Source organism: Stenotrophomonas sp. GD04024 (genome assembly GCF_029837545.1).
GTDB lineage: Bacteria > Pseudomonadota > Gammaproteobacteria > Xanthomonadales > Xanthomonadaceae > Stenotrophomonas > Stenotrophomonas forensis.
This window is the reverse complement of sequence record NZ_JAOEDV010000010.1, coordinates 48,026-72,696: the sequence shown is the minus strand read 5'-3', so window position 1 is coordinate 72,696 and position 24,671 is coordinate 48,026. Positions and strand designations below refer to the sequence as shown.

The window sequence follows — 24,671 nt, the reverse complement described above, 5'->3', positions numbered from 1 at the left end:
CGTGTCACCCCTGTATCCGCGCGTGGCGTGGATCTTCTGATACTGCTGATCGTCTATCGTGGGCGCATGAAACTCCGGCTCTACCGCCCCACGGATGCCAGCGCCTGCCTGTCGATCTTCGACAGCAACGTGCCCACGTTCTTCGCCGCCGAAGAGCGCAGCGATTTCGAACGCTTCCTGCTCGTGCAGGCGGTGGACTTTGCCTTCCAGGTCATCGAGCGCGACAGCAGCGTCATCGCCTGCGGCGGCATCACACGCCGTGGCGATGGCAGCGCCGGCTTCTGCTGGGGCATGGTCCAGCGCGCGCTGCACCGGCAGGGCATCGGCCGCGAACTGACGCTGGCACGCCTGCGCCAGGCCGAAGCGGACTCGTCGATCACGCACATCACGCTCAGCACCAGCCAGCATACGCAAGGATTCTATGCCGGCCTCGGCTTCTACGTGACACGGGTGGTGCCCGATGGCCACGGCGCCGGGATCGACGCCGTGGAGATGGAGCGGAGGGTATAGCCCTCCGCCCCGCCCCGGATCCACGGCGTGCGTGGATCCATTGCCGGCCTACTCCCCTCAGAAGCCCACGCGCAGGTTGATCTGCCCGCCGACATCGCGGCGGCCATCGCCATGCTGGCCCTGCACGAACATCGACAGCTGGCTATTGCGGCCCAACCCGACCGCCACGCCGACCTGGCTGACCAGCGCATTGCGCGCCATCACCGCGCTGTAGACGTCGAAGGCATCGCCACCCACCGCGAAGCGGTTGCGGCTGGCCACGTCGGTGTCACCGGAGGCGTGCTGCCACCCCAGGCCGACGGTCAGCTGTGCCGGGAAACGCTCGCCGCTGCCCACGTCCCAGCGGCCCCGCACGCCCACCGTGCTGACATTGAGCGTGTCCTTGCCGCCTTCCAGCACCAGCGCAGCGCTGCCGCCCTGCTCCGTCGCACGATCGCTGTCGACCCAGTGCTTGGTGAACTGCACGTACGGCTGCAGTTGGGTCCTGCCGTGGGTCCAGGTCCAGCTGCCCTCCACCTGGGCGATGGTCACATCCGAATCCTGGCGGCTGTGCAGGGTCTGGCCCAGCAACGGCACCTCACGGGTGGTGCGCGTGCGGTAATCACCGCGCGACACGCTGCCGCCCACCGCGAAGCCGTTGTTCCACTCGCCCTGTGCGTACAGGCCGAAGGTGGTACCGCGCAGGCGGGCCCGCGAGTTGCGATCGTACAGGCGTGTATCCAGTCGCTCGCTGCCTGCGGCCGCGCCCAGCACCACGTGCTCACCCAGCTGCCAGTCCACGCCGGCCATCACCGCATTGCGGTTGGAACGGATCTCGTCGCCGTTGCCATCGCCATCCTGCTTGAACACCTTGCCGCTGCCGGCCAGCCACGCCGAAGCGCGCTCACCTCGCACGGTGGGCAACTCGCTGCCCAGGCGCTGGCGGATGCCCTCTTCCAGGTAGTTGTCATACAGCAGCACCGCACGGCTGGCCGCATGCACTTCGCCGGACAGCTGGTCGAATGCGCTGCGCGCAGTGCCGGCGTCGTACATCAACAGCGTGTTGTACAGGCCCAGCGCCGGACCGCTCTGCGGCAGGCTGTCCAGCGCCGCAGCCGTGTTGTACTGGTTGCGCGTCTTTGCCACGGTGGTGAACGCTGCGGTCTGCGCCACATCGATCTTCAGGTTCGCGGTGTTCGCGGTGTAGACCGGGGTGATGGTCAGGAAGGCCGACGGCGTGGTCGCCGCGGCGAACTGGCCGCTGACGCCGCCGCCCGCATTGACCACCGTGTACTGCTGGCCCTGCTGGTAGCTGGTGCTCGGCGAAAGGGTATTCACCTTCACGGTGCTGCCGCCCACATTGGCGCTGCCTCCCACCTGCACCGTGTCGCTGCCGGTGGCGCCCAGATCGATACCCAGCGTACTGCCCGGCGACAGGGTCAGGTTGCCACCGATGGTGATGGTACCGACGCCATTGCCGGTGCCACTGCCGTTGCCGGGGCCATTGCCCGGCGACAGCACGCCGCCGCTGGATACCGTCACGCCGCCACCGGTACCGCCGATGGTGCCGGTGCCGGACAGTCCGGTGCCGCTGCCGATGGTCCACTGGCCACCGATGGTGCCGGTGACATTGAGGCCCCCGCCGGTGACCTGGCCGGTGCCGCTGAAGCCGCCGCTGTTGCCACCAAGGTTCAGGCCGCCCGGGCCGGCCTGCACGATGCTGCCACCGCCACTGATGCTGCCACCCAGTGTCGTGGTGCCCCCCGTGTTGATGACCAGGCCGCCGTTGTTGGTGATGTTGCCGGTGATCGAACCACTGGCGCCGCCATTGCCAACCTGCACGGTGCCACCGGCATTGATGGTGGTGCCACCGGTATAGGTGTTGTTGCCGGTGAGGGTGACGGTGCCGCTGCCGGCCTGGGTCAGGCCGCCGCTGCCGCTGATGGTGCCGCCGACGGTGGTGTTGCCGCCGACGTTGAGTACCAGGCTGCCATTGTTGGTGACGTTGCCGGTGATCGCGCCGCTAGCGCCTCCGTTGCCAACCTGCAGCGTGCCGCCCGCGTTGATCGTGGTCCCGCCGGTATAGCTGTTGTTGCCGGTCAGGGTCACCGTGCCGCTGCCGGCCTGGGTCAGGCCGCCGCTGCCGCTGATGGCACCGCCGACGGTGGTGTTTCCACCCACGTTGAACACCAGGCTGCCGTTGTTGGTGACGCTGCCGCCGATCGCTCCGGTGGCGCCGCCATTGCCCACCTGCAGCGTGCCACCGGCGTTGATGGTGGTCGGGCCGGTATAGGTGTTGTTGCCGGTCAGGGTCAGCGTGCCGCTGCCCGCCTGGGTCAGGCCACCGCTGCCAGTGATGGTTCCGCCCAGCGTGGTGTTGCCGGCCACGCCGGACACCAGCGAGCCATTGTTGGTGATGTCACCGACGATGGAACCCGTTGCTCCGCCGTTACCCAGCTGCAGCGTGCCACCGGTATTGATGGTGGTGCCGCCGGTGTAGGTATTGGTACCGGTCAGTACCAGCGTGCCGCTGCCCGCCTGGGTCAGGCCACCGCTGCCGCTGATAGTGCCGCCCAGCAGGGTGTTGCCTGCAACGTTGGAGATCAGTGCGCCATTGTTGGTGATATCACCGGTGATCGCACCGCTGGCACCGCCGTTGCCGACCTGCAGCGTACCGCCCGCATTGATGGTGGTGCCGCCGCTGTAGGTGTTGTTGCCGACCAGGGTCAGCACGCCACTGCCGGCCTGGGTCAGGCCGCCACTGCCACTGATCGCACCGCCGACGGTGGTGTTGCCCGCCACGTCGAACACCAGGCTGCCGTTGTTGGCGACGTTGCCGGTGATCGCACCGGTCGCACCGCCGTTGCCCACCTGCAGCGTGCCACCGGTATTGATGGTGGTACCGCCGGTGTAGGTGTTGTTGCCGGTCAGGGTCAGCGTGCCGCTGCCGGCCTGGGTCAGGCCGCCACTGCCACTGATGGTGCCGCCCAGCGTGGTGTTGCCGGCGACGTTGGATACCAGTGCGCCGTTGTTGCTGATGTCACCGACGATCGCGCCGGTCGCACCGCCATTGCCGACCTGCAACGTGCCGCCCGCATTGATGGTGGTGCCGCCGGTGTAGGTGTTGTTGCCGGTCAGCACCAGCGTGCCGCTGCCGGCCTGGGTCAGGCCGCCGCTGCCGCTGACCACGCCACCCACGGTTGCGGTGGTGCCGAGGTTGTAGACCAGGCTGCCATTGTTGGTGATGTCGCCCAGTACCGACCCGGTGGTGCCGCCATTGCCGATCTGCAGCGTGCTGCCGCCATTGATGGTGGTGCCACCGGTGTAGGTATTGCTGCCGGTCAGGGTAAGCGTGCCGGTACCGCCCTGCACCAGGCCGCCGGTGCCACTGAGCACACCGCCGAACGTGGTGTTGCCGTTGTTGCCGCCGGTGCTCAGGGTTGCGCCACCCAGCAGCACGCTGGACCCGGTCACGCCGGCCAGGCCACCGACGCTCTGGTTGCCGCCGGCGCTGATATCCAGTGTCCCGGTACCGGCCAGGTTGACCGTACTGGCACCGGACAGGCTGCCACCGGCCGCCACCGCCAGCGTTCCGCTGTTGATGGTGGTGGTGCCGGTATAGGTGCTGGCACCGCCCAGGGTGACCGTCGAGGCACCATCCTTGAGCAGGCCGCCGGCACCGCCGATCGCACCATTCAAGGTCAGCGCGTTGCTGCCAGGCAAGGTCAGCGTGCCGCTGGCCAGCTGTATGCCATTGGCCAGGGTCAATGCCGTGGTACCGTCCAGCGTGGTGTTTCCGCCCACCGTCAGCGTGCCGGTTCCCAGCGCGTTGTTGTTGCCCAGGGCAAGGCCACCGGCGTTGAGCGCCACGCCACCGCTGAAGGTATTGTTGCCGCTCAAGGTCTGCACGCCGGCACCGTTCTTGACCAGGCCGCCGGTACCGGTGATGTCACCAGCGAACGTGGTGTTGCCCACGCCACCGAGGGTCAGCGTGCTGCCACCCAGCGACACCGTGCTGCCGGCCACGCCGGCCAGCGAGCCGATGGACTGCGCGCCCCCTGCACTGATGTCGAAGGCGGTACCGGCATTGGCCAGGGTCACCGCGCCGGTCGCGGCCAGGCTTCCGCCCGCGCCGATCGCCAGCGTGCCGGCATTGATGGTGGTGCCACCGGTGAAGGTGTTGGTGCCGGTCAGGGTCTCGGTGCCGCTGCCTTCCTTGACCAGGCCGCCTGTGCCGCCGATCGAACCGCTGAACGTGCCGTTGCTGGCATCACCGATCGTCAGCGTATTGGCGCCCAGGTTCACCGTGCCGTTGCCGATCAGGGTGCCGAAGGTCTGCGTGCCGTTGCCGGCCGACAGATCGAAGGTCGCGCCCGAGGCCAGGTTGACGATGCCACCGGCATGCAGGCTCGCGCCTGCGCCCAACGCCAGCGTACCGGCATTGATGAAGGTGCCTCCGGTGTAGCTGTTGGTGCCGTTCAAGGTCAGCGTCGCGGCGCCCTCCTTGGTCAGCGAGCCGGCGCCACTCAGGTTGCCGTTGAAGGTGAGGTTGTTGCTGCCCAGTACGGTCAGCCCGCTGTTGAGGATGAAGTTGTTGGCCAGCGTCACTGCGGTGTTCGAATCGAGCGTGGCACTGCCACCCACCGTTACCGCGCCGGTGCCCAGCGCAGCGTCGTTGCCGAGCACCAGGCCACCGGCATTGAGCGTTACGCCACCATTGAAGGTGCTCGCGCCATTGAGCGTCTGCACGCCTGCACCGTTCTTGATCAGGCCACCGTTGCCGCTGATCGCGCCGTTGAAGGTGCTGTCCACAGTGCCGCCCAGGCTCAGCGTGCTGCCACCGAGTGCCACCGTGCTGCCTGCCACGCCGGCCAGCGAACCGATGGTCTGGTTGCCCGCAGAGATATCCAGGGTACCGGTACCTGCCAGGTTCACCGCACCGGTCGACGCCAGGCTGCCACCAGCACCGATGGCCAGCGTGCCGCTGTTGATGGTGGTGCCTCCGGTGTAGGTATTCGCACCGGTCAGGGTCACGGTCGCCGCACCGTTCTTGATCAGGCCGCCGCTACCGGAAATCACACCGCCCAGCGTCAGCGCGTTGCTGCCCAGCAGATCCAGATTGACACCCGCTGCGATCCCGATGTTGTTGGCCAGGTTGACGCCTGTCGATGCATCCAGCGTCGCGTTGCCGCCCACGGTCAGCGCGCCGCTGCCGAGCGCAGCGTTGTTGCCGACCACCAGGCCGCCGCCATTGAGTGCAATGCCACCACTGAACAGATTGGTGCCGCCCAGGCTCAGGACGCCAGCTCCGTTCTTGACCAGGCCGCCGGTGCCTGAAATCGCACCGTCGAACACGCTGTTGGCCACCCCGCCGAGAATCAGCGACTGCGCGCCCAGGCTCACGCTGGAGCCCGCTACCCCGGCCAGCGAACCAATGGTCTGGTCGGCGCCGGATGTCGAGATGTCGAAGCCGGTCCCCGGTGCAGCAAGCGTCACCGCACCGGTTGCCGCCAGGCTGCCACCCGGGCCGATCGCCAGCGTACCGGCATTGATCAGCGTGCCGCCGGTGTAGGTGTTGGTTCCGGTCAGGGTTTCAGTGCCGGCACCGACCTTGGTCAGGCCACCGGTACCGGTGATCGAACCGCTGAAGGTGCCATTGGTCGCCCCACCCACCTCGATCGCATTGGCGCCGAGGTTGATCGTGCCGTTGCCGATCAGGGTGCCGAACTGCTGCGTGCCGTTGCCCGCAGAGAGGTCCAGCGTGGCGCCGGTGGCGAGGTTGACCGTGCCGGTTGCCGACAGGCTGGCATTGGCACCCAGCGCCAGCGTACCGGCGTTGATGTTGGTGCCACCGGTGTAGGTGTTGGCGCCGTTCAAGGTCAGCGTCGCGCCGCCCTCCTTGGTCAGGCTGCCCGCACCGGACAGAACGCCATTGAGGGTCAATGCGTTGGTACCGAGCACGGTCAGCCCGGCATTGAGCGCGATGTTGTTGGCCAGCGTGGCCAGCCCGGTGGTGTCCAGCGTCGACGCACCGCCGACAGTGAGCGTACCGGTACCCAGCGCGGCGTCGTTGCCCAGCACCAGGCCGCCGGCATTGAGTGTCACGCCACCACCGAAGGTGTTGGCGCCGGACAGGGTCTGTACGCCTGCACCCACCTTCACCAGGCCGCCGCTGCCACTGATCACGCCACCGAAGGCGGCGTTGCTGGCGGTGCCGAAGGTCAACGAATTGCCCCCCAGCGCCAGCGTGGTTCCACCCACGCCATTGAGCGCGCCGATGGTCTGGCTGCCGCCCGCACCGGAGATATCGAAAGCGGCACCGGCGTTGCCCAGGGTGACATCCCCCGCCGCGGCAAGGCTGCCGCCCAGGCCCAGTGCCAGCGTGCCGTCATTGATGGTGGTACCGCCGGTATAGGTGTTGGCAGCGGACAGCGTCAGCGTGGTGGCACCGTTCTTGACCAGGCTGCCGTTGCCATCGATCACCCCCGACAATGTCAGCGTGTTGCTGCCCGGCAGGGTCAGCGCAACACCCGAGGCCAGGTTGATCGCATTGCCCAGGCTGACGCCGGCACCTGCATCCAGCGTGGTGCTGGCATTCACCGCCAGAGCGCCACCGCCCAGTGCGCCGTTGGCGCCGACCACCAGCCCACCACCGTTCAAGGTCAGGCCACCGCCGAAGGTATTGGTGTTGTTGAGGGTAAGCAGGCCGGCGCCGTTCTTGACCAGGCTGCCGTTGCCCGCCACGACGCCGCCCAGAGTGACGTCATTGCTGCCGCCCAGCGTCAGCTGCGTGCCGTTGCCGAAGTTCACTGCATTGGCCAGGTTCACCGCCACCGTGTTGTCCAGCGTGGTGGTGCCTCCAATCGCCAGCGCCCCGGCTCCCAGCGCCCCCGCGTTGCCAAGAACCAGGCCACCGGCATTCAGTGCGACACCGCCGCCGAAGGTATTCGCGCCGGACAGCGTCTGCACGCCGGTGCCGGTCTTGACCAGTCCGCCGCTGCCATCGATGACGCCGGCAAAGCTGCCATTGCTGGCGCCGCCGAAGGTGAGTGACTGCGTACCCAGCGCAACCTGGCTGCCGGCCACGCCGTTCAACGCGCCGATGGTCTGGTTGGCGCCCGCCGCGGAGATATCCAGGGTTGCACCCGCACCGGCAAGATCCACGGCGCCGCCTGCGGCGAGGCTGCCGCCGGCTCCGAGTGCGAGCGTACCGGCGTTGACCGTGGCTCCGCCCACGAAGGTGTTGGCTCCGGACAGCGTCAGCGTCGAGGCACCGTTCTTGATCAGGCCACCGGTGCCGCCCACCACACCGGTCAGTGTCAGGTTGTTGCTGCCCGGCAGGGTCAGCGTGTTGGCGCCCAGGTTCACTGCATTGGCCAACGTCACCGCAGCGCCGGCATCCAGCGAAACGTTGCCGCCGATGTTCAACGCTCCCGTGCCGAGCGCGCCGTTGGCGCCGACCGACAGGCCACCTGCATTCAACGCAAGGCCACCGCTGAAGAGATTGCTGTTGTTCAACGAGAGCACGCCGGTTCCGGTCTTGATCAGGCCGCCGGTGCCCGTGATCAGGCCGCCCAGGGCAGTGTTCTGGTTGCTGATCAGGCTCAACTGCGCGCCGGCATCGAGATCGATTGCATTGGCCAGGTTCAAGGCCACCGAGCTGTCGAGTGTGGCGTTTGCACCGACTGCAAGAAGTCCGGTTCCAAGCGCGCCGGCATTGCCCAGCATCAGGCCACCGCCATTGAGCACCAGGCCACCCGTGAATGCATTGGCACCATTGAGCGTGAGCGTGCTGGCGCCGTTCTTGACCAGGCCGCCCGCACCGGAAACCACCCCGCCGAGCGTGATCGCCTGCGAACCCGGCAGTGACAACACCGCCCCGCTGCCGAGGGTCACGTTGTTGGCCAGGTTCAGCGCCGCGCTGCCGTCCAGCGACGCGCTGCCTCCCACATTCAACACGCCACTGCCAAGTGCGCCACTGTTGCCGAGCAGCAGGCTGCCAGCGTTGAGCGTCAGGCCACCGCTGAAGGTGTTGGTGCCATTCAAGGTCAGCAGCGAGGCACCGTTCTTGGTCAGGCTGCCGGTGCCGGTGATATTGCCGCCCAACGTGAGGTTCTGGCTGCCCGGCAAGGTCAGCGCCGCACCCAGGTTGATGGCGTTGCCGAGGTTCAGTGCGGCCGAGCCATCGAGCGTACCGTTTCCGCTGACGGTCAACGCGCCACTGCCGATTGCACTGTTGTTGCCCAGCAGCAGGCCGCCCGCGGCCAGGTTCAGGCCACCACTGAACGTATTGACGCCGCTCAGCGTCTGCGTGCCGGTTCCCTGCTTGACCAGGCCGCCGGTGCCACCGATCACCCCGGCGAACGTCTGGTTGGTGGCATCACCGAAGGTGAGCGTGCTGCCGCCCAGGGTCACGGTGCTGCCGGCAATGCCGGACAACGCACCGATGGTCTGGTTGCCTCCGGCCGAGATATCCAGGTCCGCGCCGGCACCGGCCAGGCTGACCGCACCGCCGGCGGCCAGGCTTCCGCCGCTGCCCACCGCCACCTTGCCCGCGTTGATCGCCAGGCCACCGGTGAAGGTATTCGCACCACCCAGCGTCAGCGTGGCCGCTCCGTTCTTGACCAGGCTGCCGGTACCACCGATGGAACCGCCCAGGGTCAGCGCATTGCTGCCCAGCACATTCAGCAGCCCGCCCACGCCAAGGTTGATGCCATTGCCCACGCTCAGCGCAGAGCCTGCATCCAGCGTCACCGCACCGCCGACGTTCAGTGCGCCGGTTCCGAGCGCACCGGCATTGCCGAGCACCAGGCCACCGGCAGCAAGTGACAGCCCACCACTGAAGGTGTTGGCGTTGTTGAGGGTCAGGGTGGTGGCACCATTCTTGACCAGGCTGCCGGTCCCACCGATCACGCCGTTGAACGTCAGCGCCTGGTTGCCGGTCAGGTTGAGGATGCTGCCCGCCCCCAGATTGACCGTGTTGGCGAGCGCAAGCGCGCCCGTGGTGCCATCCAGCGTCACGTTGCCGCCGACGCTGAGCGCACCGCTGCCCAGCGCAGCCGCGTTGCCCAGCAACAGGCCACCGGCGTTGAGCGCCACGCCGCCACTGAGGTTGTTGACGCCTGACAGGGTCTGCACGCCGGAGCCGAGCTTGACCAGGCCACCCGTGCCTGCGGCGAAGGTGCCGCTGTAGCTGGTATTGCCCAGCCCGCCGAGCGTGAGCGTGCGGCTGCCGAGGTTGACCGAGCCGCCGAGCCCAGCCAGCGAGCCGATGGTCTGGTTGCCCGCTGCAGACAGGTCAAGGCTGGTGCCGACGCCGACCGTGATCGCGCCGGTGGGCGACAGGGAGCCGCCCGCGCCCAGTGCCAACGCGCCTCCGGCCAGGTTGAAATTGCCGGTCAGCGAATTGGCGCCGTTCAAGGTCAGAGTGCCTGCACCGTTCTTGGTCAGATTGCCGGCACCGGAGATCGAGCCGTTCAATGACAACGCATTGCTGCCCAGCAGGTTCAGCGCGCCGCCACCATTGATCACCAGGTTGTTGGCCAGGTTGAAGCCGGCCGTCGTATCCAGCGAGGCGCTGCCACCGACGGTCAGGCTGCCGCTGCCGAGCGCGCCGGCATTGCCCAGCACCAGGCCGCCGGCATTGAGGTTGACGCCACCGCTGAACAGGTTCGCGGCGCCCAGGGTGACGATGCCGGTGTTGTTGACCGTCAGCCCGCCGGTACCGGACAACAGCCCCCCCAGGCCGAAGCCCTGGGCACCGCCCAGGGTCAGCCCGCCATTGAGGGTGAAATTGTTGCCCAGCGACAGCCCCGCACCGCTCGCCGCAATCGAACCACCAGTGACGGTGAACAGGCCGGTACCGAATGAGGTGTTGCTGTTGAAGTTGACCAAGCCATCATTGAGCGTGGTCGTACCTGCGCCCGCCCACGCCCCCTGCAGGTTCCAGGTACCGCTGTTGACAGTGAGCCTCTGGAAGTTGATGTACTGGTTCCAGCCCAGCGTGGTCACCGCCCCACCGGTACCGCTGCCGGTTCCGGTCGCGCTGTTCTGCAGCACCAGACTGTTGTTGGACGCCGAACCGCCGTCGACGATGCCGGCGGCCGCCAGATTCACCGCAAGCGCGCCGACCTGTCCGGCCACGCCGATGCCTGCGGTGTTGACGCTGGAACCCGACACGGCGGTGAAGGTATTGCCGCTGACCGAACTGCCCAGGTTCACACTGCCGTTGATGATGCCCGCATTGAGCAAGGTGTTGCCGGCCCCCGTTGTGGCTGACCCCTGGAACCCGATGCGACCGGTGATGGTACCGGTGTTGTTGAGGTTGGTCTGCGCGCCACCGTAGCTGACGATCGACGCCGCATCGGCTGTGGTCAACAGGCCTGCGCCAAAGATGGACATGTCCACATTGCCGGCGTTGACGATGTTGCTGACACCGCCGGAAGCGTTCTGCACCACCAGCGCCTGTCCGCCGAAACCAAGGATGGAACCGATATTGACCAGGCCCTTGATCGCCCCGCCCGCCTGGTTGTTGACGTTGATGGTGTTTCCGCCGGCCGTGTTGTTGCCCAGCACCATGCCCGCCGCCGCCAGGCTCAGGCCACCATTGATGGTGGGATCGACCGTGCCCTGGTTGCTCACTGTAATGCCGTTACCGCTCAGGTTCACCGCACTGCCGCCAACGATCGGCGGCACGCTGAGCACTGCACCGGTCTGGATATCCAGCGTCACGCCATTGATGCTGTTGGCCAGCGAATTGGTATTGGAGCCGGTCGCGCAGGTCACCGTGGTACCTGCGGTACTGCACGCTGCGAAGGCCGAACCGCTGGCCAGCGTGGCCGCCAGTGCGACCGCCAGCTGATGCGCCCGCAGTCGCGGTGGCCGCTTCGCGGTAACCGCACTTCCGCCGGGATTCTGAGCGACCTCCGATGCAACCTGCATTACGCCAAGGGCGCGATTGAAAACCAGACGGTAAATGCGGTTCATCGGTAAATCTCCATGAAAAGACCGGATGGCACTGCGGGCAGGTTTTTTGAAGACGATGCGGCGCATCCCGGCTCCCGATGGGGGAACAAGGCCTGGCGGCATTAACTTCTGAAAATCTTCACATCTTCACGCGGGCGCGCAGCGAAGACGACGCGTCAGCGTATCCGTCGGAGCGAAAACTCCCCGATTCCGCTCGACGAATGGCGGCACTGTGCGACGGGCGCCGACAGTGCCGCGTGAATCACCCACATTATTTTCATGACGTGCGTCAAATAAAATACGTGAATGAATTTATTTTGCCGAAAATGCACATTCCCTATTCACGGCAAACATCCTGAGCGCGCATATAACCGCCCGGATAAACTCTCAGCTACTGGAGAGTTTCATCAAAACCAGGCCAGAAACGATAAGCACCGCTGCGCCGATCCGCATCGGGCTGACCTGTTCGCCAAGAAACACGATGCCGACCACGAACGCACCGACCGCACCGATGCCGGTCCAGATTGTATAAGCGGTGCCCAGCGGCAGGCTGCGCATGGCGATCGCCAGCAGCCAGAAACTGGCGATCATGCCGACGATCGTGACCACAGTCGGGGTGAGCCGGGTGAAGCCTTCGGATTGCTTCATGGACACGGCCCAGACGATTTCCAGCAGGCCGGCGAACAACAGATGGATCCAGGCCATGACGGCCCTCCTCTTGGTAGGGCCAGGCCGTCCTGGTCATTGGGTCCCGATGTGGGGGAGGTCGTTCCTCCTGGCCGGCATTCTAGCAACGGGGGTGCGCCCCGCCCGCCGTTGCCGGGAACGGGTTACAGCCGATTCAGTGCGTGAAGCTGGCGCCGATGGGCCTGCCTGCGCTAGAATGCGCGTCTGCCATCAGCCAGCTGATGTGCAGTCCGGCTGTGGTCTCCGGCGCATCGCGCGCTGCTTCCCCTGATCCGTGAACTGGCCGCCCACCGGGCGGCCAACGTCTCTATGGTGGCCCCGTCGGCCCCTCGCGACGCTAGGTCGAAAACTCCGCCAGGGCCGGAAGGCAGCAACGGTATCGATCGACGCGGGCGCCGAGGTCAGCCGGCGGGGCCATCGCCTTTTCGGGCGCTGCCCACTCTGTTGGATGCCAAACTTGGTTGGCGCTCCTCGCCGGGCATGGCCCGCGCTACTGCGCTTCCGGCGTGCCCTGATGGAACACCACGCGCCACCGTTGCCCGTGCCGGCGCCACAGCGAGCTGCGCAGCACCCAGCGTTGCGCCTGGCCATCGAGGTGATAGCGGCTGCGGTAGCGCACCTGGGCCAGATCCTTGGCCAACAGCCACACCGCGTACTGCTCCGACTCGATCAGCACCTGCTCACGCTCCAGCGGAATCTCCGCCAGCGCAGCGTCACGGCCGTAGCACTGGCCGGAACTGCCGATCTCGCTGAAATCCTCGTCCAGCAGGGCCGCAAGGGACTCGCGATCACCCCGCACCTGCGGCGCATGCAGCGCGCGTTCCAGCGCCTCCAGTTCTGCGGCCAGCACCGCATCAGCGGGCTGGTCGGCACCGCTCACGGCGGGTCCTGGGCCAGCACGTGCGGCGCAGTGGGATTGGCCAGCGGCACGCACTGCCCCGGCTGCGCCACGCGGTGCCCGCGCGCGGCCAGCGCCTGGCCATCGGCCACGCTGGCGTAGTGGTAGAGCATCATCCGCGCCTGAAGCTCCGCGCTGTACTCGCGCTCCAGGTCGTCCACGCCGGTATGCGACGGATTGCCGTGCAGGCCGCAGTCGTGGGCGATCAGTTCTTTGTCATTGGCGTAGCGGGCCAGCATCTCCGGAATCGGCCGGGTATCGCCACTCCAGGTCAGCGCGCCCTGCAGGCGCAGGCCATAGGCCGTCTCCGGCCAGTGGTGGCGCACCGGGAACGCCTCCAGGCGCACGCCTTCGTGCCAGAACGCCTCACCCACCACGACCAGCTGGAAGGCATCCCAGAAGTTGGCACCGCCCTCGGCCAGCACGTTCGGGTAGTCGCCGATGCGTTTGTGCAGCAGCGGCACCACCGTGGCGGGCACATACAGGCGCACCTTGCCGCGCCGGTGCGCGTTGAAGAAGGTGTCCACGAACAACCGTTCGAAGCCGGCCACGTGGTCCAGGTGCACATGGGTGACGAACAGTGCCTGCGGCATGTGCCCGTAGTGCGCCTTGAACGCGGTCAGGCCTTCACCGCCGCAATCGATGGTCAGCCACGGACGGCCATCGCGCTCGATCACCGACATCGGCGACCCCAGCTCGACCGCCGACGCATTGCCGACGCCAAGGAAACGCAACGACCAGTCCATCAGGTGCCCCGGTTCCAGGCCATGTCATAGGCGCGGCGCAGCCGCGCGTAATCCTTCTGCACGTCTTCCACGCTGCGCTCGCCGCGCAGCTTGATCAGCGAGCGCAGCAGTCGCTTGAGATTGCGTTCACGCCAGGCAGTGGCCGGGATGCGGATCACCCCGCGGTCGAAGTCGATCAACCAGCCGTGCCCGCTGCCATCGAACAGGATGTTGTGCGCGTTGAGGTCGGCATGGTCCAGGCCGGCACGGTGGAAGCGGGCGATCAGCCGCCCGGTCTCCTCCCACGGTGCGCCCCGGCCGGCGACCAGCGCGCGGTCGGCCAGCGAGCGGACGCCCTCGATCCGCTCCATCAGGATCGCGGCCCGGTAGCGCAGGCCCTCGCGCATGTAGAAGGCTGCCAGTGGCCGGGGCACCGGCAGCTTCTTCTCGCGCAGCGCGCGCATCAGCCGGAACTCGGCAAAGCTGCGGGTGCGGTCCGCGCCGCGCCAGAGGTACTGGTCGTGGCTGATCCTGGCCGCCATGCCGCCGCGCAGGTAGTGGCGCAGCACGCTGGCGCCGAACGGCGCATCGATGAACCAGGCGCTGCCACGACCGCCTTCACCCACCGGGCGGGCCCTGCTGCCCCAATGCTGGGGCGAGAACAGGCCGATCTCGGCTTGCCGCAGCCGCTCGCGGTCGAACAGAATGGCCCCGATGCCGCGACCCTCGCGGCATGGCGTCAGCGCTTCATTGGCGTCGAATGCGACCATTTCATTGAGTCTAACAACACATGGCATCAGCGTCCTCCTCCTTGTGCCTCCTGCGCCTGTCCGCACTCGGCGATGTCACCCACGTGGTGCCCTTGGTGCGCACGCTGCAGGCTGCGCGTCCGGACACGCCGATTCACTGGATCATCGACAAGGTCGGCCAGAAGCTGCTCGATGGCCTGCCCGGCGTCACCTTCCATGCCTACGACAAGAAGAGCGGCATGGCCGGCGTCAAGGAACTGCGCAGGCAACTGCCGCCAGGACGCTTCGAAGCGCTGCTGCAGATGCAGGTCGCGTTCCGGGCCAACCTGCTGTCGGCCTTCATTCCCGCCGAACGCCGCATCGGCTACGACCGCAGCCGTTCCAAGGATCTGCATGGGCTCTTCATCAACGAGCGCATCCCCGACCGTCCTGGCATCCACGTGCTCGATGCCATTGGCAGCTTCTGCGAGCCGCTGGGCCTGCGCCAGACCGAGGTCAGCTGGGACCTGGCCGTGCCGCAGTCTGCCCATGAGTGGGCCGCCGCACAGTGGCAGGACGATGGCCGCCCGGTGCTGATGATCTCGCCGTGTTCCAGCCACGTGCGCCGCAACTGGTACGCCGACCGCTACGCTGCGGTAGCCAACCATGCGACGCAGCGCGGCTGGCAGGTGGTGCTGTGCGGAGGCCGCAGCGAGCTGGAGCGCAGCATGGCCGACGCGATCCAGGCGCAGCTGCACACACCGGCACTGGACCTGGTCGGCAAGGACACGCTCAAGCAGTTGCCCGCCCTGCTCGCCCGCGCCAACCTGGTGATGACGCCGGATTCGGGCCCCATGCACATCGCCAACGCGATGGGCGCGAAGGTGCTGGGCCTGCACGCGGCCAGCAACCCGAACCGCAGCGGCCCGTACTCGGACCGCCGTTACTGCGTGGATCGCTACGACGACGCTGCGCGCAAGTACCTCGCCAAGCAGGCCGCCGATCTGAAGTGGGGCACCAAGATCGAGTTCGATGATGTGATGGAACTGATCACCGTCGAAGACGGCATCGCCGCCTTCGAGCGCTACGTCGCCGACCACCTGGGGTGAGTGGCAGGCCCATCCACGCATGGCGTGGATCTGCCCCCTTGGCCGGGATTACGCGCGCTGCGCGTAATCCTGGTAGGACTTCTCTTCCACGTAGGCCGAACCGAGCGCCAGGTTGATCGCCTTCTTGATACGCGCGCGCTCGTCGTTGCGCAGGTAGACGCTGCGCGCCAGGTCGATGAAGCCCTGGTCGAACGCCTGCGCCTTCTCCTTCAGCCGGATGTCGTCCTCGATGTCCCACAGCTGCTCGTTGACCTCCTTCAGGTCGGCGCGCAGCTTGGCGACGTCCTTCACCGCCGCCGGGTGTGCCATCCAGGTCTTCTCCAGCGCCGACAGCTCCTTGCGCACATTGGCCAGCTTGGCCTCGTCGCCAATGCGCTCGGACTTGATCTGCAGGATCGAGATCTTGTCCAGCAGCTCGCCAAAGGAAACGGGCACGAGGATTTCAGCGGTCATGGGGAAAGCTCCAGCAGTTGATGCAGGCAGTTTAACCCGCAGCTCGCGACGGAATGGGTAGATCCACGCCATGCGTGGATGGTTCAGCTCGGCAGGAACAGCCTCCACGCATGGGGTGGATCTACCGATGCATCTGGAGGAACAAGCCCCTCTGTTGAGGGGCTGCCCCGACAGGGGCGGGGAGAGGCAGGCAAAGGGAGGGGCCCACAGGTTGCGCAGCAACGTGTGGGGCGACGTGCAGAGCGCGGCGCGTCCCACGCCAGATAAAGAAAAAGGGCCGCCTTTCGGCAGCCCTTTTTCTTTATCTGGCGGAGAGGGGGGGATTCGAACCCCCGAGGCGCTATAAACGCCTGCCTGATTTCGAGTCAGGTACATTCAACCACTCTGCCACCTCTCCGGGTGGTCCCCGGCGGACCGGGGACGCGCATCATACGAGGAAGTGAGGCCGACGACAAGTCATTGCGGCCAATGAAGTGAAAATTTCCTGAGCGCACGCCTTGCCGGATGCCTGCAGCCGCCCGATGATGCCCGTCTCCCCAGCATTACCCCGCCCCTGCCCACCATGATCGAATTCGGACACCTCACCCACCCCGGCATGCGCCGCGAGCTCAACGAGGACACCTACTACGGTGACACTGAGCTGGCCCTGTGGCTGGTGGCCGATGGCATGGGCGGGCATGCCTGCGGTGAAGTAGCCAGTGCGCTGGCGCGCGAAACCATCGTGCGCGAAATCCGCTGCGGCGCGCCGCTGGTTCAGGCCATCCGCACCGCCGACGAAGAAATCATCCGCGCCTCGCGGCGGCGCAACGACACCCTGCCGATGGGTACCACCGTCGTTGCCGCGCGCGTGCAGGGCAACCGCTATGAAGTGGCGTGGGTGGGCGACAGCCGTGCCTACCTGTGGCGCGATGGCCAGCTGGCCCAGCTCAGCCAGGATCACAGCGTGGTGCAGGAACTGGTCGCGCAGGGCAACCTGACCGCCGAACAGGCGCGCGCGCATCCGCATCGCAACGTGGTCACCCAGGCCCTGGGCGTGACCGATCCGGCGCATCTGAACGTGGCCACCACCAGCGGTGAGCTTCGCCCGGGCATGCAGCTGCTGCTGTGCAGTGACGGCCTCACCGAGGAAGTGGACGACCGCGGCATCGCCCGCACCCTGGCGTTCGAGGACGCCAGCGCGCAGGAATGCGTGGACACGCTGGTCGCCGCCGCGCTCGATGGCGGCGGCCGCGACAACATCAGCGTGATCCTGGTGCGCTGCCATTAGCCCGTAGATCCACGCCGTGCGTGGATGGGGCGATGCCGGCCAGCGGCCGGCACTACCGCCGCGCGTTACGCGCTGGCGGGTTCTTCCAGCTTCGGGCCATCCCACAGCGCGTGGCCGGCCTTCTTGCGCAGCCGTTCCAGGCGCGCAGCGTGCGCCTCCAGTTCCGATGGCGTCGCCATCACCCGCGGGCGCGGCAGCAGTTTGCTGGTATCGAACGCCTGCAGCGCTGCACCTGCGCCACCGCCGTCCTCATCGCCCAGGCCGAAGCCGATCTCTTCCTGGCCCGAGGTCAGCGCAATGTAGACATCGCCCAGGATCTGCGCATCGAGCAGGCCGCCGTGCAATGCGCGGTGCGAGTTGTCCACGCCCAGCCGCTTGCACAGTGCATCCAGCGAGTTGCGCTGGCCCGGGAAGCGCTCGCGCGCCATCACCAGGGTATCGATCACCGTGCAGCGGTCGGTGATCTTCCCGTACTGCGGCCCCAGCAGCGACAGCTCGTTGTCGAGGAAGCCCAGGTCGAATGCCGCGTTGTGGATGATCAGCTCGGCGCCATCGATGAAGGCCAGGAACTCGTCGGCGATCTGCGCGAAACCGGGCTTGTCGTCGAGGAACTCCAGGGTCAGCCCGGTGACTTCCTGCGCGCCCTGTTCGAACTCGCAGTCCGGCTTGATGTACTGGTGATAGTTGTTGCCGGTCGGGCGGCGCTTGAACAGCTCCACGCAGCCGATTTCGACGATGCGGTTGCCCTTCTTCCACTCCAGGCCGGTGGTTTCGGTATCGAGGATGATCTGACGCATGGGCTCAGTTTACCGGGCTGGAGTCGCGGATCTGGATGGCCGCGTTGCGCGCCAGGGTATCCACCCGCTCATTGTCCGGATCGCCGGAGTGGCCTTTCACCCAGCGCCAGTCGATCTGGTGCCGCAGCGTGGCCGCATGCAGTCGCTCCCACAGCTCGCGGTTCTTCACCGGGTCGCCGCCAGCGGTCTTCCAGTTCTTGCGGATCCAGCCCGGCATCCACTGGGTCAGGCCCTGCCGCACGTACTGCGAGTCGGTGTAGAGCACGATGTTGCAGGGCTCGGTCAGCGTCTCCAGCCCGGAAATGGCCGCCATCAGCTCCATCCGGTTGTTGGTGGTATGCGCTTCGCCGCCACTCAGTTCGCGCTCATGGCCCTTGTAGCGCAGCAGCGCGGCCCAGCCGCCAGGACCTGGATTGCCAAGGCAGGATCCGTCGGTGTGGATTTCGATGGTTTTCAATACAACTCCAGATCAGGTAGCAACGGTGCCGTGCCAACGCACCGGCAACGGTTTCGGCCCGGGCAGGGCCAGCGTGCGTTTTTCCGCATGGAACAGGCAGGCCGCGCGCAGCGGCGCCCAACCGCCCGGGCGGCGGCTGCCGGCGCCGCGCCAGAGCGGGCCGAGGTAACGCATATCGTCGCATTCCAGCCCATGCCGGCCGAGCAGCAGGCGGATCCGCTGCGGCGTACGCACCACCAGCCCATGCTGGCGCCAGCGCGTGCGGTACGGGCTGAACGGATTGAGGCTGCTCAGCCACAGGTGGCCGCCCGGCATCAGCACGCGCTCGCACTCGTCGAGCAGCAGGTCGGCATCGGCGGCGGTGACATGCTGCAGCACGATCGCATTGACGCTCTCGTTGGCCAGCGGCAGCGGCAACGCGCAGCGGGTATCGCCGGCATAGCCGTGGCCGTGCCGGTGCAGTCGCAGGCCGCGCCCCCCCAGCTGTGCGTCGTCCAGCCAGGCCGCACTCGGCGCGATCCACAACCAGGGCTGGGACGGCAACACCGACAGCTGCGGCAGCAGCAATTGCCGCTCCAGCACGCGCAACGCCGCCGCCGGTTCACTGTCGAACCACGGGGTCTGGCTCGCTTGACGGGTGCTCTGCAGCGCGGGCATGGTCCAATTCTATGCGACTGACTGCCCTGCCCGCATTTGCGGATAACTACATCTGGACGCTGATCGACGACGATGGCGCCGCCGTGGTCGTCGACCCCGGCGATGCTGCGCCGGTGCTCGCGCTGGCCGATCAGGGCCTGCGCGTGGACACGATCCTGCTCACCCACCACCACGACGACCACATTGGTGGCGTGCCCGCGCTGCAGGCCCGTTTTCCCGGCGTGCGGGTGATCGCCCCCGTCGAGGAGCGCATCCCCACGGCCACCGAACGGGTCGGCGAAGGTGAACGCGTTCAGGCACTGGGCCGGATGTTCCACGTACTATCCGTGCCCGGGCATACCCGCAGCCACATCGCGTTTCACACTGCTGAACATCTTTTCAGCGGAGATTCGTTGTTCAGCCTGGGCTGTGGACGACTGTTCGAAGGTACGCCGTCCCAGCTTCTGGCATCGATGCGCAAGCTGGGTGCCTTGCCCGCGCAACTGCTGCTTTGTTGCGCTCATGAGTACACCGTGTCAAATGCCGTCTTCGCGCGGCATGTCGACCCCGCCAACGCTGCCCTGTGGCAGCGCCAAGAGGAGGCTTTGGCCATGCGCCGCGATGACCGTTCCACCCTGCCGGTAACTCTGGCCAACGAATTCGACTGCAATCCCTTCCTGCGTGTGCACGCGACGCCGATTCGTGCGTCGGTATCGGCACACCTGGGCCGTGACGTCGTGGACGACGTCGACGTGATGGCCGGTCTCCGGCACTGGAAAGACGGCTTTCGCGCATGATGCGCCGAAGTCTGCCGCTGGCCCTGGGCCTTGCCCTGGGGCTGGCCGGAACCGCGGGCGCGCAGTCGCTGGGCGCCGGCATCAGCCAGAACCTGACCGCTGCCGCGGCGCTGCCGCTGGATCCGTCCACGCTGCCGGCCGCCTCGGTACGCAATGGCCAGGAAATCTTCACCAGCTTCCGCGACGGCCTGGCCGAACCCCGCTGTGACGCCGAGGCCACCAGCCCGCGCTGGCAGAAGCAGTTCGCCCACGCCCCCTCGCGCCTGGCCAACCAGGATGATGATGCACTGGTGTTGTTCGGCTACGTGGTCGAAGAACTGCGCAAGGCCAACCTGCCGACCGAATTCGCACTGATTCCGTTCGTGGAAAGCGGCTACCGGCCCAATGCCCGCAATGGCAGTGGCCCGACCGGCCTGTGGCAGTTCATCGCCACCACCGCGCGCAACCATCGCGTGCCGATGGCCAACGGCTATGACGGCCGCCTGTCGGCAGTCGATTCGACCCAGGCCGCGGTGCGCTACCTGAAGACCCTGCACGGCATGTTCGGCGGCGACTGGCGCTTGGCCACCATGGCCTACAACGCCGGCGAGTACCGCGTGCTGCAGTCCATGCGCAAGGCCGGCATGAATGCGCAGAACGCCAAGCCCTCGGCATTGCCGGGCCTGTCCCCGGTCACCCATGCCTACGTCGAGAAGCTGCATGCCCTGGCCTGCGTGCTGGAAGACGTGGAAGACCAGCCCGGCGTGATGGCCTCTCTGGACCGCACCGTGCCGGTGCTGAAGGACCACACCCTGCCGGCCGGCACCAGCGTCCAGCAGTGGGCCGCACAGCGCGCCCTGGACCCGGCGAAGATCGCCCGGCTCAACCCCGCGCTGGCATCGGGCGGCCGCGCTTCCGGCACGACCCGCGTGCTGGCTCCTGTCTCGGCCGCCAATGCGACGGTCACGGAGGCGGCGACCGCGCTGGTCGCCAGCGCGGTCCCGGCGGCCACTGCTGTGCCCACGCCGACGGTCGCCAAGACCGTTGCCGCAATCGCCGACCGCCCGCGCAGCCGTCGCCACACCGTACGTGATGGCGAGTCGGCCTGGACCATCGCCCGTCGCTACGGCATGCCGGTGAAGGCCCTGCTCTCGCTCAACGGCCTGAGCGGCAGCAGCGTGCTGAAGCCCGGTGCGGTGCTGCGCGTCGAAGACTGACGCGCCAGCCAGGCACTGCCCCTGGAGCCGAGCCCATGCTCGGCTTTTTTCTTGCCCTCGATACATCGCCCGTAGAGTCGAGCTTGCTCGACTGTTTTTGTGTATCCAGTCGAGCAAGCTCGACTCTACAAAAGGCGGTCGAGCAAGTTCGGCGCCAACCGGCTCCACAAAAAAGGCCCGGCAATGCCGGGCCTTTTCGTTCCTGCTCGCCGCGGGGCTTACAGGTTGGCTTCGGTGGTCTGGACCACGAACTTCTTGCGCATGGCCTCGACGTAGGCCTTGGCTGCCGCCATGCCATCGATCTGGCTCAGCTGGTCCTTCAGCTGCTTCTGCTGCTCGGCGGTCACTTCCTTGATGTCGCCCGGGTTGATCTTGTTCACCGCGAACAGCAGCGCGTGGCCGTTCACGTCAACCTTGCCGTAGCTCGGCTTGCCATTGACCGGCGCCGGCGCACTGAAGATCGCGCGGTGGATGTCCGGGGTCGGCACCGGCTGGCTGCGCGGCAGGCCCGGCATCGGGCTCAGCTGCAGCTTCTCGCTGGCTGCCAGCGACTGCAGGGTGGCGCCGCCCTTCAGCTTGGCCAGCACGGCGTCAGCAGCCTTGTCGCTGGCCTGGCGCTGGCGATCGGCGCGGATCGCGGCAATCACCTGCTCGCGGGCCTTGTCCAGCGGCATCGCCTGCTCCGGCGTATGCGCGGAGACGCGGATGACCACACTGTGGTTGCTGGCGCCGCCCAGGGCGATCGGGTCGCTGGCGGTGCCATCCTGTACCAGCACGTCGGAGAAGGCGGCGCGCAGCACCGCCGGATCAGCGGCGATGCCGCTGGCGGTGGCGCGGGTGATCGGGCCCAGGGTCTGCAGCGGCAGGTTCACTTCCTTGGCTGCAGCCGCCAGATCGCTCGGGCTCTTGTTGATGGCGTCGACCAGGCGGCCAGCCAGCTCGTTGAAGCCGCGCTCACCATCGGCCTTCAGCTGCTCGGCGGCCAGCGTGTCACGCACTTCCTCGAACGACTTGCCCTGGCCACCGCGCACAGCGGCCACCTTGATGATGTGGTAGCCGAAGTCGGTCTTGACCGGGCCGATCACGTCGCCGGCCTTGGCGGCGAACAGTGCGTCTTCGAACGGCTTGACCATCGCGCCACGCTCGACCCAACCCAGGTCACCGCCCTGCGCCTTCGAGCCCGGATCTTCCGAGTTGGCCTTGGCCAGCGCGGCGAAGTCGGCGCCGGCGGCCTTGGCTTCGGCGGCAATCTTGTTGGCCTTGGCTTCGGCACCGTCGCCGGTGATCAGGATGTGGGCGGCCTGGCGCTGCTCCGGCGAGGTGAACTTCGCCTTCTCGTCCTCATAGCGCTTGCGCAGGGTCGCTTCGTCGGCCGCGGCCGGTGCCGGCAGGTTGCCGCCGTTGATCTCGACATACTCCAGCGAGACGCTCTCGGCCTGGCGGAAATCCTTGCCGTGGCTGTCATACCACTGCTTGATCTGCGCATCGGTGACGGGCGCGGTATCGGCCGGCACTTCCGGCAGCGCGGCCAGCTCGACGTCACGGGTCTCGCCCAGCAGCTTCAGCAGGCGCTCGGTCTCGGACTGGGTGACGAAACCGGAGTTCTGCAGGCCCGACGGAATCACCGACTGCTGCAGGCTCTCACGCACCAGTTCCTGGAACTGGGTCGGGGTACGCGGCGGATTGCCACCGGCCAGCGCCAGGCGATAGTTGTTCTCGTTGAACTTGCCGTTCGAATCGAGGAAGGCCGGGATGGTGGCGATGTACTCGCGCACGGCACCATCGCCGATCACGACACCGGCCTGCTCACCCACCAGGCGCACGACCTGCTCGTCGATCAGCTGGTCGAGCACGGCCAGCTTGTTTTCGGTGCTTTCGAACGCGCGCGGGTCGAAGTTCTCGCCCTGCTGCTGGCGCTCGCGCATGCGTTCCTGCTCGAAACGGGTGCGGAAATCCTGCGCGCTGATCTCGTGGTGCTGCCACAGCATGCGCACCGGCCACCACGACGGCGCCGAACGCCACCAGGTCGGAGGTGCGGAAACCTTGGCCACGTTCTGAGCGCCAACGCCACCAAGGTAGCTGTTGTCGATCACGAACAGGAACGGAATCATCAGCAGCCCCAGGATCACGGTGACGATCCAGCCTGAGGTCTTGTCGCGGAGTTTCTGCAGCATGGTGAGGAATCACAAGGCCTGATTGGCGAGCCCGGCAGTGTAACCCGCTTCGCCGCAGGGACCAAAAGCAGCACCGGCGCGGCCTGCGCGCCTCTTCGCGAGCGCACAAAGAAAAAGCCCCCGGCGTGTGCCGAGGGCTTTTAGAGTTGGCGGAGCGGACGGGACTCGAACCCGCGACCTCCGGCGTGACAGGCCAGCATTCTAACCAGCTGAACTACCGCTCCGCGCTGAAACTTTGCAGGTGCCCAGTATATCCGAAGACTCTCTGGAAACCCAGCCCGATGAACACTTTTTTCAAAGTTTTTTCACAGGGACTTAAGAATTCTGCAATGGCGGAGCGGACGGGACTCGAACCCGCGACCTCCGGCGTGACAGGCCAGCATTCTAACCAGCTGAACTACCGCTCCGTTCTTGCAAAAACCTTTTTGCCTTCTTCCCGAACCTTCCGGGGAGAAGACAAGGCCCCCGGCTTCAGACCGGGGGCCTCGTTGTAATGGCGGAGCGGACGGGACTCGAACCCGCGACCTCCGGCGTGACAGGCCAGCATTCTAACCAGCTGAACTACCGCTCCGCGTTGTTACCTTTCCTGTTTTCCGCCGGCCTGGACCGGGAAGAAAACAAAGCCTCCAGCTTTTGGCCGGAGGCCTCGTTGAATGGCGGAGCGGACGGGACTCGAACCCGCGACCTCCGGCGTGACAGGCCAGCATTCTAACCAGCTGAACTACCGCTCCACACTCAAACTTTTACCGCGGTGCTGTGGTGGGTGCTGAGGGTTTCGAACCCCCGACCCTCTCCGTGTAAAGGAGACGCTCTACCGCTGAGCTAAGCACCCCAGCGAGCCGCTTAGTTTACAGCATCCTTCAGGGCCTTGCCAGCCTTGAACGACGGATTCTTCGAAGCAGCGATCTTGATGGTGTCGCCGGTCTTCGGGTTGCGGCCGGTGCGGGCAGCACGGTCGCGGACCTGGAAGGTACCGAAGCCAACCAGGGTGACCGCATCGCCGTCCTTCAGCGCCTTGGTGACGGCAGCAACGACGGCATCGACAGCGCGGCTGGACTCGGCCTTGGTCAGGTCGGCAGCTTCAGCAACGGCATCGATCAATTCGGTCTTGTTCATTCTCTACAACTCCTTTGGCGGTGGGTTCCGCGGATTCGACAGGGAAGCAACCGCACGCCTTCTGCATGCGGCCGCCATGTGGAAACGGTTCGCCGATTCAGTGATCGCTGACAGCGATCACTCATTCGCGAGTGCTGCTTTTATACCAGCGGCCCTACCCCCACGCAAGCTGGAAAG

The 24,671-nt window shown here is 66.7% G+C and carries 16 protein-coding genes, 6 tRNA genes and 1 other RNA gene; 6 read left to right on the top strand and 17 right to left on the bottom strand.

Annotated features, from left to right (window positions below):
* Positions 1-66: 66 nt before the first annotated feature.
* On the top strand, positions 67-510 hold the full coding sequence (locus N7590_RS05350; protein ID WP_164240586.1) for a GNAT family N-acetyltransferase: 444 nt from the start codon (positions 67-69) through the stop codon (positions 508-510).
* Positions 511-567: 57 nt separating this feature from the next.
* Here N7590_RS05350 and N7590_RS05345 read toward each other — a convergent pair whose 3' ends face one another.
* Entirely contained in the window at positions 568-11,475 is a 10,908-nt protein-coding gene (locus N7590_RS05345; RefSeq protein ID WP_279935219.1) for an autotransporter-associated beta strand repeat-containing protein, read from the bottom strand.
* 366 nt (positions 11,476-11,841) lie between these two features.
* On the bottom strand, positions 11,842-12,159 hold the full coding sequence (sugE, locus tag N7590_RS05340; protein WP_053511669.1) for a quaternary ammonium compound efflux SMR transporter SugE: 318 nt from the start codon (positions 12,157-12,159) through the stop codon (positions 11,842-11,844).
* A 300-nt stretch (positions 12,160-12,459) separates the two neighbouring features.
* Here sugE and ffs point away from each other — a divergent pair.
* An RNA gene (gene ffs / locus N7590_RS05335) (signal recognition particle sRNA small type) lies at positions 12,460-12,556 on the top strand.
* 75 nt (positions 12,557-12,631) lie between these two features.
* Here ffs and N7590_RS05330 read toward each other — a convergent pair.
* The 3 genes from N7590_RS05330 to N7590_RS05320 are packed head-to-tail and all read right to left on the bottom strand — an operon-like array spanning position 12,632 to position 14,534.
* A complete protein-coding gene (locus N7590_RS05330) occupies positions 12,632-13,021 on the bottom strand; it encodes a nuclear transport factor 2 family protein (RefSeq protein WP_164240588.1) in 390 nt (129 codons plus the stop codon).
* Positions 13,018-13,785 (bottom strand): MBL fold metallo-hydrolase, encoded by a 768-nt coding sequence (locus tag N7590_RS05325; RefSeq protein ID WP_164240590.1) that lies wholly within the window; start codon positions 13,783-13,785, stop codon positions 13,018-13,020. The genes N7590_RS05330 and N7590_RS05325 overlap by 4 nt, the downstream gene beginning before the upstream one ends.
* Positions 13,785-14,534 carry a 3-deoxy-D-manno-octulosonic acid kinase gene (locus N7590_RS05320; protein WP_053448926.1) on the bottom strand — a complete coding sequence of 250 codons (750 nt, stop codon included), beginning with the start codon at positions 14,532-14,534 and terminating at the stop codon, positions 13,785-13,787. Before N7590_RS05320 ends, N7590_RS05325 begins: the two co-directional genes overlap by 1 nt.
* Positions 14,535-14,554: 20 nt before the next feature.
* Between N7590_RS05320 and N7590_RS05315 the strand changes: the two genes are divergently transcribed.
* A complete protein-coding gene (locus N7590_RS05315; RefSeq protein WP_053511672.1) occupies positions 14,555-15,601 on the top strand; it encodes a glycosyltransferase family 9 protein in 1,047 nt (348 codons plus the stop codon).
* Between the two features lie 48 nt (positions 15,602-15,649).
* Here N7590_RS05315 and N7590_RS05310 read toward each other — a convergent pair whose 3' ends face one another.
* The gene (locus tag N7590_RS05310; protein ID WP_053448924.1) at positions 15,650-16,054 is read right to left on the bottom strand and encodes a DUF6165 family protein; all 405 of its coding nucleotides are present in this window, start codon (positions 16,052-16,054) and stop codon (positions 15,650-15,652) included.
* A gap of 306 nt (positions 16,055-16,360) precedes the next feature.
* Positions 16,361-16,451: transfer RNA gene (locus N7590_RS05305), tRNA-Ser, on the bottom strand.
* Positions 16,452-16,616: 165 nt separating this feature from the next.
* On the opposite strand from N7590_RS05305, the gene N7590_RS05300 reads away from it, so the two are divergent.
* Entirely contained in the window at positions 16,617-17,321 is a 705-nt protein-coding gene (locus N7590_RS05300) for a protein phosphatase 2C domain-containing protein (protein WP_279935218.1), read from the top strand.
* Positions 17,322-17,386: 65 nt separating this feature from the next.
* On the opposite strand, the gene dnaQ is transcribed toward N7590_RS05300, so the two are convergent.
* The 3 genes from dnaQ to N7590_RS05285 are packed head-to-tail and all read right to left on the bottom strand — an operon-like array spanning position 17,387 to position 19,232.
* Positions 17,387-18,118 (bottom strand): DNA polymerase III subunit epsilon, encoded by a 732-nt coding sequence (gene dnaQ / locus N7590_RS05295; RefSeq protein WP_053448923.1) that lies wholly within the window; start codon positions 18,116-18,118, stop codon positions 17,387-17,389.
* A 4-nt stretch (positions 18,119-18,122) separates the two neighbouring features.
* Positions 18,123-18,575, bottom strand: coding sequence for a ribonuclease HI (rnhA, locus tag N7590_RS05290; protein WP_014036151.1), 453 nt, complete (start codon positions 18,573-18,575; stop codon positions 18,123-18,125).
* A 12-nt stretch (positions 18,576-18,587) separates the two neighbouring features.
* Positions 18,588-19,232, bottom strand: coding sequence for a hypothetical protein (locus N7590_RS05285; RefSeq protein WP_053448922.1), 645 nt, complete (start codon positions 19,230-19,232; stop codon positions 18,588-18,590).
* Between the two features lie 11 nt (positions 19,233-19,243).
* Here N7590_RS05285 and gloB point away from each other — a divergent pair, with 11 nt between their 5' ends.
* Complete coding sequence (gene gloB, locus N7590_RS05280; protein WP_053448921.1) at positions 19,244-20,008, top strand: hydroxyacylglutathione hydrolase; 765 nt, start codon at positions 19,244-19,246, stop codon at positions 20,006-20,008.
* Complete coding sequence (locus N7590_RS05275; protein WP_053512060.1) at positions 20,005-21,204, top strand: lytic transglycosylase domain-containing protein; 1,200 nt, start codon at positions 20,005-20,007, stop codon at positions 21,202-21,204. The genes gloB and N7590_RS05275 overlap by 4 nt, the downstream gene beginning before the upstream one ends.
* 218 nt (positions 21,205-21,422) lie before the next feature.
* Here the strand turns inward: N7590_RS05275 and N7590_RS05270 are convergent, their stop codons facing one another.
* The 7 genes from N7590_RS05270 to N7590_RS05240 form a co-directional block, all read right to left on the bottom strand.
* Positions 21,423-23,378 carry a peptidyl-prolyl cis-trans isomerase gene (locus N7590_RS05270; protein WP_164241318.1) on the bottom strand — a complete coding sequence of 652 codons (1,956 nt, stop codon included), beginning with the start codon at positions 23,376-23,378 and terminating at the stop codon, positions 21,423-21,425.
* 147 nt (positions 23,379-23,525) lie between these two features.
* Positions 23,526-23,602, bottom strand: a tRNA-Asp gene (locus N7590_RS05265).
* A 106-nt stretch (positions 23,603-23,708) separates the two neighbouring features.
* Positions 23,709-23,785 (bottom strand) — tRNA-Asp (locus N7590_RS05260).
* 87 nt (positions 23,786-23,872) lie between these two features.
* A tRNA-Asp gene (locus N7590_RS05255) sits at positions 23,873-23,949 on the bottom strand.
* Positions 23,950-24,032: 83 nt separating this feature from the next.
* Positions 24,033-24,109: transfer RNA gene (locus tag N7590_RS05250), tRNA-Asp, on the bottom strand.
* Between the two features lie 26 nt (positions 24,110-24,135).
* Positions 24,136-24,210 (bottom strand) — tRNA-Val (locus tag N7590_RS05245).
* Positions 24,211-24,221: 11 nt separating this feature from the next.
* A complete protein-coding gene (locus tag N7590_RS05240; protein ID WP_004146343.1) occupies positions 24,222-24,494 on the bottom strand; it encodes an HU family DNA-binding protein in 273 nt (90 codons plus the stop codon).
* Between the last annotated feature and the right edge of the window lie 177 nt (positions 24,495-24,671).

Excerpts from the sequence above, each read along its gene's own strand:
- N7590_RS05350 (WP_164240586.1), top strand. The coding sequence starts at position 67 with ATGAAACTCCGGCTCTACCGCCCCACGGATGCCAGCGCCTGCCTGTCG.
- N7590_RS05275 (WP_053512060.1), top strand. The coding sequence starts at position 20,005 with ATGATGCGCCGAAGTCTGCCGCTGGCCCTGGGCCTTGCCCTGGGGCTG.
- gloB (WP_053448921.1), top strand. The coding sequence starts at position 19,244 with ATGCGACTGACTGCCCTGCCCGCATTTGCGGATAACTACATCTGGACG.
- N7590_RS05315 (WP_053511672.1), top strand. The coding sequence starts at position 14,555 with ATGGCATCAGCGTCCTCCTCCTTGTGCCTCCTGCGCCTGTCCGCACTC.
- sugE (WP_053511669.1), bottom strand. The coding sequence starts at position 12,159 with ATGGCCTGGATCCATCTGTTGTTCGCCGGCCTGCTGGAAATCGTCTGG.
- N7590_RS05325 (WP_164240590.1), bottom strand. The coding sequence starts at position 13,785 with ATGGACTGGTCGTTGCGTTTCCTTGGCGTCGGCAATGCGTCGGCGGTC.
- N7590_RS05345 (WP_279935219.1), bottom strand. The coding sequence starts at position 11,475 with ATGAACCGCATTTACCGTCTGGTTTTCAATCGCGCCCTTGGCGTAATG.
- dnaQ (WP_053448923.1), bottom strand. The coding sequence starts at position 18,118 with ATGCGTCAGATCATCCTCGATACCGAAACCACCGGCCTGGAGTGGAAG.
- N7590_RS05270 (WP_164241318.1), bottom strand. The coding sequence starts at position 23,378 with ATGCTGCAGAAACTCCGCGACAAGACCTCAGGCTGGATCGTCACCGTG.
- N7590_RS05300 (WP_279935218.1), top strand. The coding sequence starts at position 16,617 with ATGATCGAATTCGGACACCTCACCCACCCCGGCATGCGCCGCGAGCTC.
- N7590_RS05240 (WP_004146343.1), bottom strand. The coding sequence starts at position 24,494 with ATGAACAAGACCGAATTGATCGATGCCGTTGCTGAAGCTGCCGACCTG.
- N7590_RS05320 (WP_053448926.1), bottom strand. The coding sequence starts at position 14,534 with ATGGTCGCATTCGACGCCAATGAAGCGCTGACGCCATGCCGCGAGGGT.
- N7590_RS05310 (WP_053448924.1), bottom strand. The coding sequence starts at position 16,054 with ATGACCGCTGAAATCCTCGTGCCCGTTTCCTTTGGCGAGCTGCTGGAC.
- N7590_RS05285 (WP_053448922.1), bottom strand. The coding sequence starts at position 19,232 with ATGCCCGCGCTGCAGAGCACCCGTCAAGCGAGCCAGACCCCGTGGTTC.